The organism is Pseudomonas sp. HK3 (assembly GCF_052920985.1).
Genome location: NZ_JBREXD010000001.1, coordinates 1,489,478 through 1,507,186, shown reverse-complemented (window position 1 = coordinate 1,507,186; position 17,709 = coordinate 1,489,478). Strand labels below are relative to the sequence as shown.

Here is a 17,709-nt window from a genome sequence, read left to right as displayed (position 1 = left end):
GCCTGTTACAGCTAAATCTTGATTCCGTTGACCTGTGACTAAATTAATAAACCACGCTCTGCCATCGAGAGTACGCCATTGTCGCCCACAATAAAGTGATCCAGTACGCGAACATCCACCAGCTGTAGGGCTTGCTGCAATTTGTGGGTGATGCGTTCATCACTCAAGCTGGGCTCGGCAATGCCTGATGGATGGTTGTGAGCAAATATAACCGCAGCGGCATTATGAAATAGCACCTGTTTCACAACTTCTCTGGGATACACGCTGGCGCCGTCTATTGTGCCACGAAACAGCTCATCATAGGAAATCAGCCGATGCTGGCTGTCTAAAAACAAGCAGGCAAAAACCTCATGTGGCAAGTGTCGCAGCCGACTGGTCAAATATTCACGTACCGAATTAGGCTCAGTAAACGCACCGGGCTTGTCGAGTTTTTGCTGTAAATGACGCCGGGCCATTTCTAACACAGCCTGTAACTGAGCATATTTCGCTGGGCCTAATCCAAGGCTCTCACAAAACTCCGCTTGGCTTGCTTCAAGTAATGGCCGCAAACCATTAAATCGAGTTAACAAGTGCCGCGACAGATCCACCGCCGTCATGCCCGTTATTCCCGTTCGTAAGAAAATAGCTAATAACTCTGCATCACTTAAAGAATTTGGACCTTTTGTGAGCAATTTCTCCCGCGGTCGTTCATCCACGGGCCAATCTGTGATGGCCATATCGTCTCGCCTGTTCATCCATGAATCAGTTTGTTGTTATACTGCGCCAAGGTTCAAGGAGCAAGTATGCAAAGGCTAACCAACAAACGTATTTTATTAGGCATTACAGGTGGCATTGCTGCCTATAAAACGGCTGAACTAGTCCGTGCATTAGTGACCAATGGGGCTGATGTTCGTGTGGTCATGACAGATGGCGCAAAAGAATTCATTACGCCGCTCACTCTACAGGCACTATCTGGTAACCCTGTGCATCACAGTTTACTCGACCCAGAAGCCGAGGCTGGCATGGGCCATATTGAGCTAGCAAAGTGGGCTGACTTTATTTTAGTCGCGCCTGCCAGTGCCAACTTCATTGCACGCTTAACATCCGGCATGGGCAACGATTTACTCACCACGCTTTGTTTAGCCAGCATTGCCCCTCTCGCCATCGCCCCCGCTATGAACCAAGCTATGTGGGCCGATGAAATCACACAGAATAACCTTAAGCAGTTGCAAAGCTTAAAGCCCGTACACGTTTGGGGCCCCGATCAAGGCGAGCAGGCCTGTGGCGATGTTGGTCCTGGGCGAATGCTCGAACCCTCAGATCTGGCCCGCCGTTTATCAGAACAATTTGAACGCAAAATTCTGTCTGGTAAGACCATCACAATCACCGCTGGCCCCACCCGTGAGGCCATTGACCCTGTGCGTTACATAAGTAACCACAGCAGTGGAAAAATGGGATTTGCCCTTGCTCGTGCCGCACAGGAAGCCGGTGCAAAAGTAAATTTGATCTGCGGCCCCGTTCATTTGCCAACGCCTGAACGCGTGCATCGCACAAACATTAACAGCGCACAAGAAATGCTCGATGCTGTTATGGCATTACTGCCTGAAACCGATATTTTTATCGGCGCAGCCGCCGTCGCCGACTACCGCCCTGTGGATGTAAGTGATCAAAAAATCAAAAAGAACCAAGATGACATGCACATCCACTTAGTCAAAAATCCTGACATCATTGCCACCGTCGCCGCACAAGAAAACAAACCGTTTTGCGTGGGCTTTGCCGCTGAAACACAAGACGTGGTCGCTTATGCGCGAGGCAAGTTAGAACGGAAAAAGCTCAACATGGTTATTGCCAATGATGTCAGTTCACAACACATTGGTTTTAATAGTGATGACAATGCCATTATTATCATTGATCAAGACTCATCTACAGAATATAGCCAAGCCAGTAAATACGTGCTGTCGCAAAGTATTCTCGAACACATAGCCGCCAAGCTGCCATAAACTTTAGGAACGATCATGAAAAAACGCTTTCAAGTAAAACTTTTAGACAAACGTCTTGGCAATGGTATTCCAATGCCTCACTACGGCACAGATGGTAGTGCAGGTTTAGATTTACGCGCGTGTCTAGAAGACACTCTCATATTACAGCCTGGCGAAACAAAATTAATTCCAACTGGCATGTCAATTTATATCGAAGACAATGGCTTAGCCGCCATGATTTTACCGCGCAGTGGTTTAGGCCATAAACATGGGATCGTACTGGGAAACCTAGTTGGCTTAATTGATAGTGATTACCAAGGTGAATTAATGGTAAGTTGCTGGAATCGTGGCGACACGGCTTTCACCATGGAAGTTGGCGAGCGTATTGCACAGCTAGTCATTGTTCCGGTTGTTCAAGCCGAATTTGATCTGGTTAGCGAGTTTGAGGCCACCGATCGCGGCGAAGGCGGTTTTGGTTCTACTGGCACAAAATAAACACCATTGCAGGACGGATATGCATTCCATTGCCCAAAGCATCTTCCGCGAATACGACATTCGCGGCGAATACCCCAGCCAGTTGAATGAGCGTACTGCTTTATTGATTGGCCAAGCGCTGGGCAGTGAAATTATTCAAGCTGGGCAACAACAATGTTACGTGGCATGGGATGGTCGATTATCTAGCCCTACTCTACGTGATGCGCTCGTCAGCGGTATTTGCAGCACAGGTTGCGATGTGAATATTATTGGTGCTTGCCCAACCGCCGTGGCATTTTGGACCATTAAGCACAATGGTCAAAGTTGTGCCATGATCACGGGTAGCCACAATCCCAAACAAGATAACGGTGTTAAAATCGCGGTCGCGGGCAGCCCAAGAAGCGGCGACGATATACAAGTGCTGCTATCTCGTATCAAACTCAATTTATTTAAAACAGGCCAAGGTCACATCAATGACGCCAGTCACTTGATCGATGACTATCAACAACGCCTCATTCAAAACTTACCACTCAAGCGTCCACTAAAAATCGTCCTTGATGCAGGCAATGGCATTGGTGGCCCAATCGCCAGCCAAGCTTTAAAAGAAATAGGTGCCGATGTCATTGAAATCGCGTGTGACGTAGACGGCAATTTCCCACTGCATCATCCAGACCCTGCCAAGTTAAAAAATCTGACTTGGCTACAAACCGCAGTGAAAGAAAATAATGCGGACCTAGGTATTGCATTGGATGGTGACGCCGACCGTTTGGGCGTCGTAGATCACATGGGGCAACCCATTTTACCTGATCGCTTAAGCTTATTATTTGTCGAAGACATTTTAAAACGCCAAGGCAAGCAAACCATTTTATTTGACGTAAAGTGCACCGAGCTGCTCACCACCTATACCCAGCAATGGGGTGGCATACCTAAAATGATCGCCACTGGTCACACCAGCATGAAGCGCGCGATAAAAGAAACCAACGCTGCCTTTGCGACAGAGCTAAGTGGCCATATTTTATTTAATGACGAACACGGCATTGGTGTCGATGATGGCATATATGCGGGTTTACGTTTATGTCATCTGATCAGTGAAAAAAATATCAGTTTGCATGAACGATTAAATGTATTACCTAATCCCGTGGCCACTGAAGAAATTCAAATTCCGGTTAAAGAAGACGAAAAATTTTCAATTATGCACATACTGCAAGGCAGCTGTTTCAAGGATCAAGAAATAACCGATATTGATGGCTTACGTGTGCGCTTTAAACAGGGTTGGGTATTAGTACGCGCAAGCAATACAACAGCCTGTTTAACCATTCGGTTTGAAGTAGCAAAACCGGCAGCCTTATCACCGTTAATTAAATTAACCATCAACGAATTGCATGCTCATGTACCGCAATTGGATTTATCTGAACTACAAAATCTTGCATCTACAACAGTGGCCAATTAAGCAGGTGTGATTTACATATACCCTAGGTATAATCAATTATCTTCCACCATTTAACTTTAAGCTAATGCGATTTGCCATGCCTTTGACTCGTGATGACGCCTTTAATATCGCTAAAGTATTAAGCGAAGCCCTTCCTTATATTCAGCGTTTTGTGGGTAAAACCATTGTTGTAAAATACGGCGGCAACGCCATGACAGAAGAAGTGCTAAAAAATAGCTTTGCACGCGACATGGTTATGTTGAAGCTTATCGGTATTAACCCAATTGTTGTTCACGGTGGTGGACCACAAATTGGCGACTTACTGGATAAACTCAAAATTGAAAGCCACTTTGTAAATGGTATGCGGGTTACCACAAGCCAAGCAATGGATGTGGTTGAAATGGTATTAGGTGGCTTAGTTAACAAAGACATCGTCAATTTAATTAACCAAAATGGCGGCCAAGCCATTGGCTTAACCGGCAAAGATGGCCAGTTAATCAAAGCCAAAAAATTAAAAGTCACACATCAAACCCCAGAAATGCAAACGCCTGAAATCATCGATATTGGTCATGTGGGCGAAGTCGCCAAAATCAATACAAAAGTACTAGAGATGTTGGCCAGCTCTGACATTATTCCAGTAATTGCACCCATAGGTGTTGGCGAAAATGGCGAGTCTTATAATATCAATGCTGACTTAGTTGCGGGCAAAGTGGCAGAAGCGGTAAAAGCTGAAAAACTTTTACTGCTCACAAATATTGCAGGCTTAATGGATAAAGACGGCCAGATTTTAACAGGCCTAAACACCGAACAAGTTGATGCATTAATCGAAGATGGCACCCATTTATGGTGGCATGCTACCTAAGATCCAATGTGCTTTGGATGCCGTAAAAGGTGGTGTGACCAGCGCACATATCATCGATGGCCGTGTGAGCCACAGCACCATGCTTGAAATATTTACAGATGAAGGCGTGGGCACATTAATCACTAACGATGAAGTCTGAATAGTGACGCATTATCGTCAAACAGGGTAGGGGAACTAACATTTTATCGGTTTAGTTCTCCACTTAACCACAACTACATCACGAAAACAGTCATTAGCCATTGCGAGTTAGTTATCAGCGCATTAGGATTGGGCTTCTTTGTGATTCAAGCAAAATATACGTATGACGGAATCTCCACAAAAACCATCTCGTAAACAGCAAATTTTGCAAGCACTTGCGCACATGCTTGAAATGAATCCTGGTGCTCGCATCACTACCGCTAATCTTGCAAAAGAAGTGGGTGTCAGTGAGGCGGCTTTGTATCGTCATTTCCCCAGCAAAGCAAAAATGTTTGAAGGCTTAATCGAATTTATTGAAGCCACTATTTTTACGCGCATCAATCGCATTCGCACCGAGCATGACAGCACACTATCTCGACTTGAGCATGCCATGACACTAATTTTGACCTTTGCCGAAAAGAACCCTGGCATGTGTCGAATTCTAACAGGCGATGCATTGTCCGGTGAAACTGAGCGCCTGCGTGCCCGCATTGCTCAATTTTTTGACCGACTAGAAACACAAGTCAAACAAATTTTGCGTGAAAGCGAACTGCGCGATAATAAAATGCCCCGTATTGAAGATGGCGCATGCGCCAATATGTTATTGGCCATTATTGAAGGCCGCATCCGTCAGTACGTACGCACAGAATTCAAAACACTGCCTTTAACTCATTGGAACAGCCAATGGGATTTCTTGGCAGCCAGCTTGTTAGTTGATCAACGCCAAGTCACACCTGTTTAAAAAATGTTCTTTTGTGCATAAAAAAACCGAGTATGTAGGCTCGGTTTTTTTATGCTTAGGGCATTCGTCTAGACTAGGCTCATCATGGCTAACGATCAGATACCATATTTTTCGCGGTAGGCTTTAATCGCAGGGAAGTGCTGCTTGAACGCTTCTTTTTCAGATACGAATTGCATGACCTGCTCAAGTTGAACAATGCTGATAACGGGAATTCCGTAATCACGCTCTACTTCTTGAATGGCTGATAATTCGCCTTTACCTTTTTCTTGTCGGTCCAATGCGATCACAACACCAGCTGGTTTGGCATTCGGTTGCTCTTGCAGTAGTGCCATGACTTCACGAATGGCTGTGCCCGCTGTGATCACATCATCGATAATGAGAATATTGCCCTCTAGCGTGGCGCCCACTAGCGTTCCGCCCTCACCGTGCGCTTTTTTCTCTTTGCGGTTATAGCCATAAGGCGTCTGACGATCAAAGTTTTCAGATAGGCTCATGGCGGTGGTGGCCGCTAACGGTATGCCTTTGTAGGCCGGCCCGAATAGCACATCCATTTTCACGCCTGAATTAACAATGGCCGCTGCATAACTTTTCGCCAAGATGGACATAGCTTTGCCGCTATTGAACAGCCCAGCGTTAAAGAAATAAGGGCTTATGCGGCCAGATTTTAATTCGAATTCACCAAATTTTAATACACCTTGCTCGATGGCAAATTCAATAAACGCCTTTTGATAATCCTGCATAATCCCAACCACTGTCTAAACTAATGTAATGAGGCCTCAGCTTAGCTGAAGCCCGCCAATTTTGGTCTATCTGTGCTAATTGCTTGGCACAAATTCGGGTATTTTAACGGCTAATACTATAATTCCCATCATAGACTGCAAAAATAAGCACAAAAATCGCCTAAGGCTCTCGATACCGTTTGATATAAATCACTTTTTGTACGATCTGTTAACCATCCCTGCCACAAGATAGTTAATTCGTGAAAAAGTCCGTTTTAGAGATGTTAGCCTAATCAAAACTGAGTATCATAGCCGCCTCGCAAAACAGGGAGCCTTTATGAAGGTTATAAACGTACAAGTTGACGGACTAGAAGCCGCTGTCGAAAATGGTTTCTATGATTGGCTAGCTGAGCATGATGCGGACGTTGTCTGTGTACAAAACCTGAAAGCAAAAGAATATCAATTGAGCGATGCCGTTGTTTATCCTGAAAACTTCAACGCTTATTTTTTCGACGGCGAACCAGACAATTACAGCGGTGTTGCAATTTTAACCCGTGACATGCCTAAAGCCATTATGACAGGCTTAGCATTTGAATCGTGTGATCGTTATGGACGCTACATTCAAGCGGACTTTGAACAAGTTTCCATTGGCTCTGTGTTGTTTCCAACTGAAGATGAACACAATAGCCTAGAAGATAAACTGGCGTTTCAGCAGCAATTTATTGAACACTTAAAGAAAACCAAACGTAAACGTCGTGAGTTTATTTTTGCTGGCTTCTTTGGGGTGGCGCATAAATCCGTCGATATTGCCGACTGGAAAGCGGCACAAAATAAATCCGGCTTTTTGCCTGAAGAACAAGCGTTCATGGACCAAGTAACCGGCCCGTTAGAGTTTGTTGATGCTTTCCGCGAAGCCAACTTTGGCGAAAACCAGTTTACTTGGTGGCCTGATGACGAGTCTGCACGACGCAACCAAAATGGCTGGCGCTTAGATTATCAAATTTGCACACCAGAACTTCGCCAATTTGTCGTCGAAGCCAAGATATTAAAAGATCAAGTTTGGGGTCAGCATGGCGCGACACTCATTGAGTATGAAATTGACTAGTGGCCATATGCCTTAGCATGCACAAAAAAGCCCACTGTCATGTGGGCTTTTTTGTGGGTATCGAATCTAGATTCCGTCATTCATTATTGATCGTTTTCAGCCATGGATTTGGTGGCAAGTGTTCGCATGTCACCGTAATAACCCACCGCGCGACCACCTATGGCATCGCTGTCGGTCATGAACATGATACTGTTAATATCGTTGATCTGCTCACCAAACACCGCTTGCCAGTCTTTTTGGATATGTCGATGCAATGTTTGCCATTTCATCGTAGTTTGCCCTTCGCCACTGACAACAATGACTTTATTCTTTGCATCCAATGCCCAGCTGCTTTCAATCGGCTGAGAGTGAGACCACACATAATGAATGGCTTTGCCTGCACCGAATAAGGGTTTGCGACTCACGACCACACGCAAGACAAAATCATTACCTTGAGCCTCACGTTCATCAAATTGGTTCATTTTGGTTTCGATGCCTTGGCTATCCATAATCATGGCGTAAGGCGTCAATTCAGCTGTCCACTGCCACTGTAACACAGGCGTTTTGTTTAGGTTGATCGTACGCTTATATTCAAACCCAGAGGCTGACTTAACACTCTCTGCACGCAGCACCACGCCTTGTTCCATGTCCATAATGGGTTGGTATTGGGTTTCCCCAACAAATGCGATCGGCCCCCAATTATCAAGGTTGCCTTCAATAAGTAATGGTTTAGCAAAGCACGCCTGAACGGTGAGTAAAGCCCACGCAATGGCTATGAGAATTTTCATCCGCAACCTCAATATTATTTTTATTATTGTATTTGAAGCTGGCACCTTAGACGGCACAGGTTTTACGCGCAATAGCCATCTAAGACAACCTGATGTGGTTGTCAGCTTATGACTAACTTATTGTTTGTTTTTTCAAAGCAGGTCACTTCTTTAAGCCGCAATAAAAAACCCAGCAAGGTGCTGGGTTTGTTTGATCGTCTAATGGTTTAGATCGGTCGCGAGCCGTAGTTTGATGTTGGCTTACGTGGTGGGTCTGCCATCACATTGGGTTCAATTTCATTAATGGCACCACCTTTTTGTAAAAAGGCTTCTATTTCATTGTCCATTTTACTGCGCAGCTTTTGCCGTGAAGCGATGGATCGCAATACGCCTTCTTCTGCACTGCCAATGAATTCCATATCGGGTTCGGTCACATTTGTGGCACTGCCACCCTTGCTGTCCGTCTTAGCCTTTGTGGCTTTTTTAGGTTTAGGCATAATAGCTCTCCCATCCTTAAGTTCCGTGAGCAATAAACGCTGCGTAGAAATTTATAGTTCAGGAAAAGCTATCTGTCAGATAAATCGCTATATCTAATTACACTTAATACCTAATTTTAAAGCTCATTTTGGAATATCACATCTGCAAGTAGGTAGAAGATGCCAAGGTTTTTTCTAATTCTGACAAAAACAATGTTTTCTCTTCAGGCGCCAACTGTGAACCCTTCAGAATGCGACTGTAGGCCTCTTGAAGCGTAGGTATATCGAAATTCACATACTGGAGAACCTTGCCAACGGTATCGCCCTGTTGGGCCGATTTAAAGGCTATATCGCCTTTATCATTAATGTACACATCAACCGAATCGGTATCGCCAAATAGATTGTGTAAATCCCCTAAAATTTCTTGATAAGCGCCCACCATAAAAAAGCCCATGAGGATATCTTCGTGGTCCGCATAGCTTGGCATCGGCAGTGTGGTCTCAATGCTATCGCCCTCAATATACTGCTCAACACGACCATCGCTGTCACAAGTCATATCCTGAATCACCGCTCGACGCGTCACCGGCCGATTCAAACCCGTTAACGGCAGAATTGGGAATATTTGATCAATGCCCCATGCATCGGGTATCGATTGAAACAGTGAAAAGTTAACAAACAATTTATCGGCTTGGGTTTCTTGTAAGCGATCTAATACTTGCGCCTGCCCTTTTGCATTTGGGGAGAGTTTTTCCGATAAACACTGATTAATCGTATTCGCATAGGCTTCAATCTTGGCTCGCTCTTTTAAGCTGATGTTGCCTTGTAAAAACGCGCTTTGGCTATCGGCTAAGTCATGTTGGACATCGTGGTAGGCTTCTAATAACGAGCGCTTACTTGGATTAATAATGCGCTGATAAACATCCCACATGTGATGCACTAATGGCGAGTCTTCTTCTAAAGGCGGCTGTACCTCGTCTGTCATTGGTTGTTCCCAATCAATCACATTGGTCAACAAGACAGCATGGTGCGCGGTTAACGCTCGACCGGATTCAGTGATGATATCTGGATGCGGCAAATCAGCTTGGTTCGCGGCTTCATTAAAGGCATAAACCACATTATTGGCGTATTCGCCCATGCTGTAGTTCATTGAGCAGAAGCTGCGTGAGCGCGTGCCTTCGTAATCAACGCCAAGACCGCCACCCACATCAACAACATTAATGTTGGCACCTAAAAGACATAGCTCGGTAAAGATACGGCCACATTCACGTAAGCCGCTTTGAATATCACGAATATTGGCAATTTGACTGCCTAAGTGGAAGTGCAAAAGTTGTAAGCTGGCTAAGCTACCATGCGCTTTCAGTTGCTCGAACACTTGTATAATTTGATTAGCAGACAAACCGAACTTTGATTTCTCCCCACCAGTGTTTTGCCAATTGCCTTTGCCCACTGAGGCTAAACGCGCACGCACGCCAATTCTTGGCGTCACGTTTAATGATTTGGCCTCTGCAAGAATGAGATCCAATTCAGACAGTTTTTCAACTACGAGATACACTTTGTGGCCCAGCTTTTCACCCAATAACGCAAGGCGAATGTAATGACGGTCTTTATAGCCATTGCATACAACGGTGGCTTTACTTTGACCCGCCATCGCCAGTACAGCCATCAACTCAGGCTTACTGCCAGCCTCTAAGCCAATGGATTGGCCTTGCTGTTTCTGACCATTGATCAGCTCTTCAACCACACGGCGTTGCTGGTTAACCTTAATAGGGTACACACTGGTGTAAGTACCTTTATAAGCATGCAACTGGCTCGCATTCCTGAAGGCTTCATTAATTGCCTTAACACGATCATGCAAGATAGCAGGAAAGCGCATCAGCAAAGGTAAAGCTAAGCCATCTTTATGTGCCTGTTCTACTAAGTCTTTAAAGCTCACCCTAACGTCATCAAACGGGCTCACCACCACATCACCCTGTGTGTTTATATCAAAAAAGCCTTCGCTCCAATGTTCGATGTTATAAACATCACGTGCTTGTTGAGCATCCATTTGCATATCGTTCAATCCACCTTAGCTATATATAACTGCACTAAAAGTTTGCACTGGTTAAAAAAATGCCCTTTATTGCAGCGAATGGTCTTTTCCAAACTCAAAAAATTAAGTAAGGTAACCATCCCCCGCATTAGGTGACAGAGCTAGATTGGGTAACCGATCTAGCTTTGCCTCCTGATCATAGTCTAGCAATAACGCTCGCGCATTCTATTCATCAAAGCCGCTACATCAAGACATTTATATATTTAAAACCACATTGGCGGCTTTAATAGCAATCTCTATACACAAAACGACTAATACCATTAAAAAACACGTAAAGCCCAGTAAAAAAAATTTTACTGTAATTTCGTTGACCAAAAAAAGGGAGCCTAAGCTCCCATATATACTGTTACATCACATTTACCAATCAAATTGCTGACTGATTCCCAACACAAGGGAGTAGCCTTTTTTCTGCTGATTAGTCAGTAATACTTCGAAGTCCACTTTCGATGGCATGGCCAAAACCAGCGTCACAGAATAGTCCCATAATTCTTTTGTTTCATCAGGGGTTAATAAACCCGCCTTAAAGGCGATTCCTGCATCATCCCAAAATTCATAATTAGCGGCTAACTCTTTGTATTCGTAAGTACTGTCATCATCTTGGTAGACACTTAAGCGGTAATCACTCCACGCCAAGTTCACATTATATTCTGTATTATCAGGTTTATCGCCACCACGCTCATAACCGATCACGCCGCCACCCAGCGCAACGTTACCTAAATTGTAAGCAAAGCCACCGTAAGCATTCACTTCAGAGGTATCAAAATCTTCAATGCTTCCTGTATAACCCCAAGCCCCTGCATAAAAACCAAACGGACCGGTATAATCAATGCCGCCATTAATAACGATATCGGCATCGCTTTGTTTTACGCCTCGAGACATATATTTGGTAGCTGCACCCATATTAGTAGTGAGATCAGCGTAAACAGGACTGGCCATAATGAAGGCCGCTAACACAAGTAAATACTTAGACATTTAACTTTATTCTTAGAGGTGATGATTGCCGCGCACTATAGCAAGTCTTTGCTAGGCATGGAATGTTGGGGATTGGATAAGCGAAAATTAAAAAGGTTCAATGGGCTTGTCCTTCGATAGCGTCATAGAAAGCAATACGGCCTCTAGGGGCCCTCCTTTCAAATATCATGATTTTGAACACAAAAAAGCCCCGATGAAATCGAGGCTTTTTTGAAGAACGGAAAACAGCGTCTTCCGTCTCCCATTTAGCGTAAAGCGATATTATTTAGAAGTGAACTCTGGGTAAGCTTCCATGCCACACTCGGCAAGGTCAACACCTTCATACTCTTCTTCTTCGCTAACACGAATACCCATAACCGCTTTGATAATGCCCCAAGTCACGAAGCTTGCTGCAAATACCCAAACGAAGATGGTGAGTGCACCCATTAGCTGACCACCGATGGTGGTGCCGTCGTTGGTTAATGGCACAACCAGTAAGCCGAATAAGCCCACAACACCGTGAACAGAGATGGCACCTACTGGGTCATCAATTTTCATTTTATCCAGCGTTAGGATCGATAACACAACGATAACACCACCGATTGCACCGATGATGGTGGCCATTAGTGGGGTCGGGGTGGATGGTTCTGCTGTGATGGCGACCAGTCCGGCTAATGCTCCGTTAAGGGCCATGGTTAAATCCGCTTTCTTGAATAAGATGCGCGCTAGGATGAGTGCGCCAATGAGACCACCGGCGGCGGCTGCATTGGTGTTGGTGAAGACAACGGCGACGGCGTTTGCGTTGGCGATGTCGCCCAGTTTTAGAACGGATCCACCGTTGAAGCCGAACCAGCCCATCCATAGGATGAAGGTGCCTAATGTTGCGAGCGGTAGGTTGGCACCTGGGATGGCGTTGATTTCACCATTACGGCCGTATTTACCTTTACGTGGACCGAGTAGTAGTACACCCGCAAGGGCGGCTGCTGCACCGGCCATGTGGACGATACCCGAACCGGCAAAGTCTGAGAACCCAAAGTCATCGCCTAGGGAGTACAGGCCAAAGACAGATTGACCGCCCCATGTCCAAGCACCTTCCATTGGGTAGATAACACCGGTCATGACCACAGCGAATACTAGGAATGACCATAGTTTCATGCGCTCTGCTACGGCACCGGATACGATGGACATGGCGGTGGCGACGAAGACGACTTGGAAGAAGAAGTCTGATGCGCCTGAGTAGATTGATCCGCCTTCGAAGCCGTCTTCACGAGCGGCGTAGTCAGCCAGTACGGCTGCGGTGTCGACTTCGGTGATGCCGGATAAGAATAAGGTCACCGCCATACATGATGGCGTAGCCGCAGACCATGTACATGGTGCAAGAGATGGCGAATAAGGCCACGTTCTTGGTTAATATTTCGGTGGTGTTCTTTGATCGAACAAGACCGGCTTCGAGCATGGCGAAACCAGCCGCCATCCACATTACAAGTGCGCCACATACCAAGAAGTAAAAGGTATCCATGGCGTACTGAAGTTGAAACACATTGTTTTCCATAATGCCCCCGCATTAAGCTTCAATCCGTTTTTAAAACGTCAGAAATAATTTACAAACTAAAAGTGTTTAATGTTTTTGTTTAAAAACATTAAACAGCGTCAGCGCCTGTCTCACCGGTACGAATGCGTACGATTTGCTCTAGGGCTGTCACGAAGATTTTGCCGTCACCGATTTTGCCTGTGTTGGCGGCTTTCGATACGGCTTCGATGACTTTGTCTGTGAGTGCGTCATCAATGGCGATTTCGAGTTTTACTTTTGGTAAGAAGTCGACGACGTATTCTGCACCACGGTACAGTTCGGTGTGACCTTTTTGGCGACCGAAGCCTTTAACTTCTGTCACTGTGATGCCTTGAACGCCAATTTCAGAGAGTGCTTCGCGCACGTCGTCTAATTTAAATGGCTTGATAACGGCCGTAACCAATTTCATATCAAACTCCTTGAGGATTTAAAAAATAAAGCTGGGGAAACCCCAGCTTTATTCTACTTAAAATTAAAGAGGTAGGCTGTAAGACATTACAACGATAACGTCATCATCAAGTTCAGAGCCGTCGTCGTCAGTACCTGCAATACCATCATCGCCTAGCAATGAAGCTGTTGTATTTGATTGATCTACGATTTTAGAAACCGTGATGCTAAGTTGATCGGTTAGACCATAAGATAAATCTAGGTGGGTGTATTCTTGACCACCATCATTATCACTTATACCAACAGCAATGTCGGCACCGGCAACTGAATAGCCAAGATTAACGTAGCTAGGACTGCCGCTAATTAAAGAAGTGATGTAAGTAACAGAAGCGTCCATGAACCCTAACGATAAAATACCGTCAGATAATTCACCAGGCGATCCATAAACGTCGTTACCGTCTTCTGTTGCTTTGTTGTAAACGTAGGTTACCGCTTGTAGGTCAGCAGAGAAATCGCCAAACTCTTTTGCAAAACCAACATATAGATCGTATTCATTGCCCAATGCTAGATCACCAGAAGAACCCCAAACACCAGCATACGCACCAGAATCATGAGAGTAATCAGCTGCCGCAGAAACTGCTGCACCACCTAAATCTTGACCACGCCATAAGTAAGTAGTCGCAACACCAGCAGAGTAAGATACTTCTGCGTTCGCTGCTTGAGACGCCATTACGCCTGCTGAAATAAGAGAAGCTATCGCAACCGCTTTAGATAGAGTTTTCATAATTTATTTCCTTCGTTCTATATCGTTTAATTTTTGGTTTTATTATCGTCAAAAAAAGTCAAAACAATTTGGTTTTGTAATGTACGCGAAGAACTTTTGGCCCTTATAAAACTCAACAAAAAATGATTCATTGAGTGCTGCGCAGTTTTTATTAGTTATTGTTATGTATGAATGTATATCTCTGTAGTTTGCAAACCCAATGCCAACTTATTAAATTCCTCTATTTATCATTGTTCGGCTTCGATTTTCAGCTGAAAATCTTTTTAACAGCACCAATATGATGCGAAAAACGAACAAAGGGGGCACAAAAAGGGCATCTGAAGTATAATGTTTGGTTTGCGGCACTGTTATGAGACACATTAATTTTATATCAACGTAAAGAAGGAAAACTTGAAGTACTTTTGCTTAATTTGACTGAGAGAAAGAAGAAATATAGAAGAAGTTTAAATGTTCAAATACGGGCAGTTTATAAACGACTGCACGCTATAGGCGCACACAGAGTGTATATGCGCCGACACATACGTTTAAATTAGTGAGCCCTGCATGAAACACATGAGTCAGGGCCACCAATTAAGTTAACTTAAAGTGTGTGTGGCTGTTTACACGATAAGGCGCTAACAAAAGATGTTCCTTTTCGCACCAATAACAATACGGCACAGGTTGAGAATAAAAACCCTGCTGCAAAGCCATGGCTACTTGCACCCGCAGGCACTTCAACACCATGTGCAACACCATGAAAAATTGCAAATGCTGTTACTAATAACGCACTTTTATAATGACCAACAAAACGCCCCAACCCAAGGCACGCAATCGACAAGACAACTGACAATAAAATCAAAGATTCAACCGTAGCACTCGCCAATTGTAATGCGCCCATTTGTGCGCCATAAAATCCAACCGCTAACAGCACCACAAAGGCCGAACCAATTAACATTGCTTGTTTTGCTTTAAGACGAAACAACAATATACCCAGCGCGGCAAAAGCCAATAAATGATCAATGCCCATTAATGGATGCAATGCACCTGCTATTAGCCCTTGAGTAGCAGAAATGGATTCATGGCCCGGGTGAGCCATGACAAGCATCGGTAAATTCAACAACAGTGCAGCGAATATCTTTTTCATTATGACTTCCTTATTAAGCTTATAAAGATCGGGTTGAATGGATTTCAGCTTGCTCATCCACTTCATGGCCAGGCAACATTTCATTAAGCAGCGGCTCAATACTTACGCGCTTTTCTAGCATGCCTTGATCAATGATAAAGCGAATAATTTCTGCTACGCCTTTGCTGGTTTCAACATTTGCTAATACAAACGGTCGGCCATGGCGCATTTTATTGGCATCACGATGCATCACTTCTAACGATGCTCCTACATGTTCGGCTATATCAACTTTGTTAATAATTAACATGTCTGATTTTGTAATACCTGGGCCGCCTTTACGCGGAATCTTATCCCCAGCGCACACGTCAATCACATACAAGGTTAAATCAGATAGCTCTGGGCTAAACGTCGCCGATAAATTATCGCCACCGCTTTCAACAAACACCACTTCTAAGCCTTCGTGTTTGTCTTGTAATTCTTTCACAGCGGCTAGATTCATTGATGCGTCTTCGCGAATCGCCGTATGCGGGCAGCCACCGGTTTCTACTCCCATGATACGATCTTCATCTAATACCTTATTGCGCATCAAAAACTGCGCATCTTCTTTGGTATAAATGTCATTGGTGACAACTGCAATGTTGTAATGGTCGCGCATGGTTTGACATAGCATTTTTAATAAAGCGGTTTTACCTGAACCCACTGGGCCGCCGACGCCTACACGTAATACTTGTTTCATAAATGATTCCTTTAAAGCTAATTATGTTGGTACTACGGCTTAATACCGCTCCAACTCACGCTTTTTAATGTTTAATTTTTTGTGGAAGGGCGCTCAGCGTGCCACTCCCACACACCGCTATGATCTAAATAATCTTGAATACTGTTGTTCATGTAATGATGATGCAATGGCTAAGCCCATTAAGCCGGTGCCAATGTCATCGTCTTCAATTTTTGTTGCTTGTTCACATACATCCGCTATTACCGGAATCAATGTTTGTAAAATTTGCTGTGCTTGGGTTTGCCCGAGCGGTAGCGCTTTACTGGCACTGGTTACTTGATTTTCACACCAGCTCCATGCAAACCCAATTAATGCAGTGGGCAAATCTATTTTATTCAGTGATGCCGCCAGTGAGTTCATCGACACTACGCTGGGTTGTTTGATACTTTTAACCAATGGCTCGCGAGCTGGGTCTTGGCCTAAATGCCATTGCACATACGCGCTGCCCACTTGCGTATCTTCAAGCCATAATTCTTTGCTTTCACGAAAGCTTAATAGGGTGTGATTCCAGTCGTTCACCGTTTCGCTATCATTATTTTGCCATGCGTTAAACATCCGAATATAAATCGGCAAATCTAATTGGCCAAACCCAAGACGTAAATTATCTTCAATCCAACTTTTTACATCTTTATCATTTTTGCACCAACCACAATCCAACGCGTATTCTAATCCTTGGCTATAGGCAAATGCACCAACGGGCAAAGCCGGGCTAGATACATGCAAAAGCGCTAACAGACTGTGAGAATTAGCTTGCGACATGTTAGTGACTGTGACCATGGTGATGGCCATCGTCATGAGAATGCCCATGATCGTCATCATGTGAATGGGAGTGACCATGATGATGGCCTGTGCCCGGTGCATAGGCACCGTTTTCTGGCTCAAACGGCGCTTGCTCGTGCACCGCATGAATCCCTAAACCGTGTAACATGTCTTCTAAAACATAATCTTCTTGAAAGCGTAAAAAACCTTCACCGATTTGCAGTGGTACATGGCGGTTACCCAAGTGATAACAACCACGGGCAAATAACATCGAGTCATCAACTTTTGCGGTGGTCACACTTTCGTTGGACGCAAAAATCGTTAAGTAATCACCTTGCTCATTGGTCAATACCGTACCATGACGTAACACATGTCCGCGTTCAATTTGAATGCCCGCTTCGTTGCCATTGTCTGTGGTTAACTTTAAGCGACCACGTTTGCGTTCATCAAAATTTAAGCTAATGGATTCGCTGGCTGAACCACTTGGTAACTCGGCTTCTAGAATTTTTGTAAATATTTTCATGATTGTTAGAGATGAAAAATGAGGAATAAAATGTTTGTTTTATTTTCCACTTTTATCTCAGCTCCTTGTAAATAACATACG

The 17,709-nt window shown here is 44.5% G+C and carries 16 protein-coding genes and 3 pseudogenes; 6 read left to right on the top strand and 13 right to left on the bottom strand.

The window, feature by feature from the left end:
- Window positions 1-38: 38 nt before the first annotated feature.
- Window positions 39-716, bottom strand: coding sequence for a RadC family protein (gene radC, locus ACU6U9_RS06965; protein ID WP_446734317.1), 678 nt, complete (start codon window positions 714-716; stop codon window positions 39-41).
- Between the two features lie 66 nt (window positions 717-782).
- Here radC and coaBC point away from each other — a divergent pair, with 66 nt between their 5' ends.
- The 5 genes and pseudogenes from coaBC to slmA all read left to right on the top strand — a co-directional run bounded on the left by coaBC (window position 783) and on the right by slmA (window position 5,642).
- Entirely contained in the window at window positions 783-1,979 is a 1,197-nt protein-coding gene (gene coaBC / locus ACU6U9_RS06960; protein ID WP_446734316.1) for a bifunctional phosphopantothenoylcysteine decarboxylase/phosphopantothenate--cysteine ligase CoaBC, read from the top strand.
- A gap of 15 nt (window positions 1,980-1,994) precedes the next feature.
- Window positions 1,995-2,453, top strand: coding sequence for a dUTP diphosphatase (gene dut / locus ACU6U9_RS06955; protein WP_446734315.1), 459 nt, complete (start codon window positions 1,995-1,997; stop codon window positions 2,451-2,453).
- Window positions 2,454-2,472: 19 nt separating this feature from the next.
- Window positions 2,473-3,882: a phosphomannomutase/phosphoglucomutase gene (locus ACU6U9_RS06950; protein WP_446734314.1), complete on the top strand. Its 1,410-nt coding sequence runs from the start codon at window positions 2,473-2,475 to the stop codon at window positions 3,880-3,882.
- Between the two features lie 76 nt (window positions 3,883-3,958).
- Window positions 3,959-4,862, top strand: a pseudogene (gene argB, locus ACU6U9_RS06945) (acetylglutamate kinase).
- Between the two features lie 162 nt (window positions 4,863-5,024).
- Window positions 5,025-5,642: a nucleoid occlusion factor SlmA gene (slmA, locus tag ACU6U9_RS06940; protein ID WP_446734313.1), complete on the top strand. Its 618-nt coding sequence runs from the start codon at window positions 5,025-5,027 to the stop codon at window positions 5,640-5,642.
- Between the two features lie 95 nt (window positions 5,643-5,737).
- Here slmA and pyrE read toward each other — a convergent pair whose 3' ends face one another.
- Entirely contained in the window at window positions 5,738-6,382 is a 645-nt protein-coding gene (pyrE, locus tag ACU6U9_RS06935; protein ID WP_446734312.1) for an orotate phosphoribosyltransferase, read from the bottom strand.
- Between the two features lie 316 nt (window positions 6,383-6,698).
- On the opposite strand from pyrE, the gene ACU6U9_RS06930 reads away from it, so the two are divergent.
- On the top strand, window positions 6,699-7,466 hold the full coding sequence (locus ACU6U9_RS06930; protein ID WP_446734311.1) for an exodeoxyribonuclease III: 768 nt from the start codon (window positions 6,699-6,701) through the stop codon (window positions 7,464-7,466).
- A gap of 83 nt (window positions 7,467-7,549) precedes the next feature.
- Here ACU6U9_RS06930 and ACU6U9_RS06925 read toward each other — a convergent pair whose 3' ends face one another.
- From ACU6U9_RS06925 to ureE, 11 genes and pseudogenes are all read right to left on the bottom strand, one after another.
- The gene (locus ACU6U9_RS06925; RefSeq protein ID WP_446734310.1) at window positions 7,550-8,233 is read right to left on the bottom strand and encodes a DUF3047 domain-containing protein; all 684 of its coding nucleotides are present in this window, start codon (window positions 8,231-8,233) and stop codon (window positions 7,550-7,552) included.
- Between the two features lie 206 nt (window positions 8,234-8,439).
- Window positions 8,440-8,709, bottom strand: a complete 270-nt coding sequence (locus tag ACU6U9_RS06920) for a transcriptional regulator SutA (protein WP_446734309.1) — start codon at window positions 8,707-8,709, stop codon at window positions 8,440-8,442.
- Between the two features lie 136 nt (window positions 8,710-8,845).
- Window positions 8,846-10,738, bottom strand: a complete 1,893-nt coding sequence (gene speA / locus ACU6U9_RS06915; protein ID WP_446734308.1) for a biosynthetic arginine decarboxylase — start codon at window positions 10,736-10,738, stop codon at window positions 8,846-8,848.
- Between the two features lie 396 nt (window positions 10,739-11,134).
- Window positions 11,135-11,749, bottom strand: coding sequence for a TorF family putative porin (locus ACU6U9_RS06910; protein WP_446734307.1), 615 nt, complete (start codon window positions 11,747-11,749; stop codon window positions 11,135-11,137).
- A gap of 261 nt (window positions 11,750-12,010) precedes the next feature.
- A pseudogene (locus ACU6U9_RS06905) lies at window positions 12,011-13,280 on the bottom strand (ammonium transporter).
- An 88-nt stretch (window positions 13,281-13,368) separates the two neighbouring features.
- A complete protein-coding gene (glnK, locus tag ACU6U9_RS06900) occupies window positions 13,369-13,707 on the bottom strand; it encodes a P-II family nitrogen regulator (RefSeq protein ID WP_446734290.1) in 339 nt (112 codons plus the stop codon).
- A 63-nt stretch (window positions 13,708-13,770) separates the two neighbouring features.
- Window positions 13,771-14,469, bottom strand: coding sequence for a TorF family putative porin (locus tag ACU6U9_RS06895; RefSeq protein WP_446734306.1), 699 nt, complete (start codon window positions 14,467-14,469; stop codon window positions 13,771-13,773).
- Window positions 14,470-15,049: 580 nt separating this feature from the next.
- A complete protein-coding gene (locus ACU6U9_RS06890) occupies window positions 15,050-15,592 on the bottom strand; it encodes a HupE/UreJ family protein (RefSeq protein WP_446734305.1) in 543 nt (180 codons plus the stop codon).
- Window positions 15,593-15,707: 115 nt separating this feature from the next.
- Window positions 15,708-16,307 (bottom strand): annotated as a pseudogene (gene ureG / locus ACU6U9_RS06885) (urease accessory protein UreG); the annotation flags it as partial.
- Window positions 16,308-16,424: 117 nt separating this feature from the next.
- Window positions 16,425-17,183, bottom strand: coding sequence for an urease accessory protein UreF (locus tag ACU6U9_RS06880; protein WP_446734304.1), 759 nt, complete (start codon window positions 17,181-17,183; stop codon window positions 16,425-16,427).
- Window positions 17,107-17,628 (bottom strand): urease accessory protein UreE, encoded by a 522-nt coding sequence (gene ureE, locus ACU6U9_RS06875; RefSeq protein WP_446734303.1) that lies wholly within the window; start codon window positions 17,626-17,628, stop codon window positions 17,107-17,109. The genes ACU6U9_RS06880 and ureE overlap by 77 nt, the downstream gene beginning before the upstream one ends.
- Between the last annotated feature and the right edge of the window lie 81 nt (window positions 17,629-17,709).

What these genes read in the sequence shown, in the direction of transcription:
- radC (WP_446734317.1), bottom strand. Translation starts at nt 716, where the DNA reads ATGGCCATCACAGATTGGCCCGTGGATGAACGACCGCGGGAGAAATTG.
- coaBC (WP_446734316.1), top strand. Translation starts at nt 783, where the DNA reads ATGCAAAGGCTAACCAACAAACGTATTTTATTAGGCATTACAGGTGGC.
- dut (WP_446734315.1), top strand. Translation starts at nt 1,995, where the DNA reads ATGAAAAAACGCTTTCAAGTAAAACTTTTAGACAAACGTCTTGGCAAT.
- ACU6U9_RS06950 (WP_446734314.1), top strand. Translation starts at nt 2,473, where the DNA reads ATGCATTCCATTGCCCAAAGCATCTTCCGCGAATACGACATTCGCGGC.
- slmA (WP_446734313.1), top strand. Translation starts at nt 5,025, where the DNA reads ATGACGGAATCTCCACAAAAACCATCTCGTAAACAGCAAATTTTGCAA.
- pyrE (WP_446734312.1), bottom strand. Translation starts at nt 6,382, where the DNA reads ATGCAGGATTATCAAAAGGCGTTTATTGAATTTGCCATCGAGCAAGGT.
- ACU6U9_RS06930 (WP_446734311.1), top strand. Translation starts at nt 6,699, where the DNA reads ATGAAGGTTATAAACGTACAAGTTGACGGACTAGAAGCCGCTGTCGAA.
- ACU6U9_RS06925 (WP_446734310.1), bottom strand. Translation starts at nt 8,233, where the DNA reads ATGAAAATTCTCATAGCCATTGCGTGGGCTTTACTCACCGTTCAGGCG.
- ACU6U9_RS06920 (WP_446734309.1), bottom strand. Translation starts at nt 8,709, where the DNA reads ATGCCTAAACCTAAAAAAGCCACAAAGGCTAAGACGGACAGCAAGGGT.
- speA (WP_446734308.1), bottom strand. Translation starts at nt 10,738, where the DNA reads ATGCAAATGGATGCTCAACAAGCACGTGATGTTTATAACATCGAACAT.
- ACU6U9_RS06910 (WP_446734307.1), bottom strand. Translation starts at nt 11,749, where the DNA reads ATGTCTAAGTATTTACTTGTGTTAGCGGCCTTCATTATGGCCAGTCCT.
- glnK (WP_446734290.1), bottom strand. Translation starts at nt 13,707, where the DNA reads ATGAAATTGGTTACGGCCGTTATCAAGCCATTTAAATTAGACGACGTG.
- ACU6U9_RS06895 (WP_446734306.1), bottom strand. Translation starts at nt 14,469, where the DNA reads ATGAAAACTCTATCTAAAGCGGTTGCGATAGCTTCTCTTATTTCAGCA.
- ACU6U9_RS06890 (WP_446734305.1), bottom strand. Translation starts at nt 15,592, where the DNA reads ATGAAAAAGATATTCGCTGCACTGTTGTTGAATTTACCGATGCTTGTC.
- ACU6U9_RS06880 (WP_446734304.1), bottom strand. Translation starts at nt 17,183, where the DNA reads ATGGTCACTCCCATTCACATGATGACGATCATGGGCATTCTCATGACG.
- ureE (WP_446734303.1), bottom strand. Translation starts at nt 17,628, where the DNA reads ATGAAAATATTTACAAAAATTCTAGAAGCCGAGTTACCAAGTGGTTCA.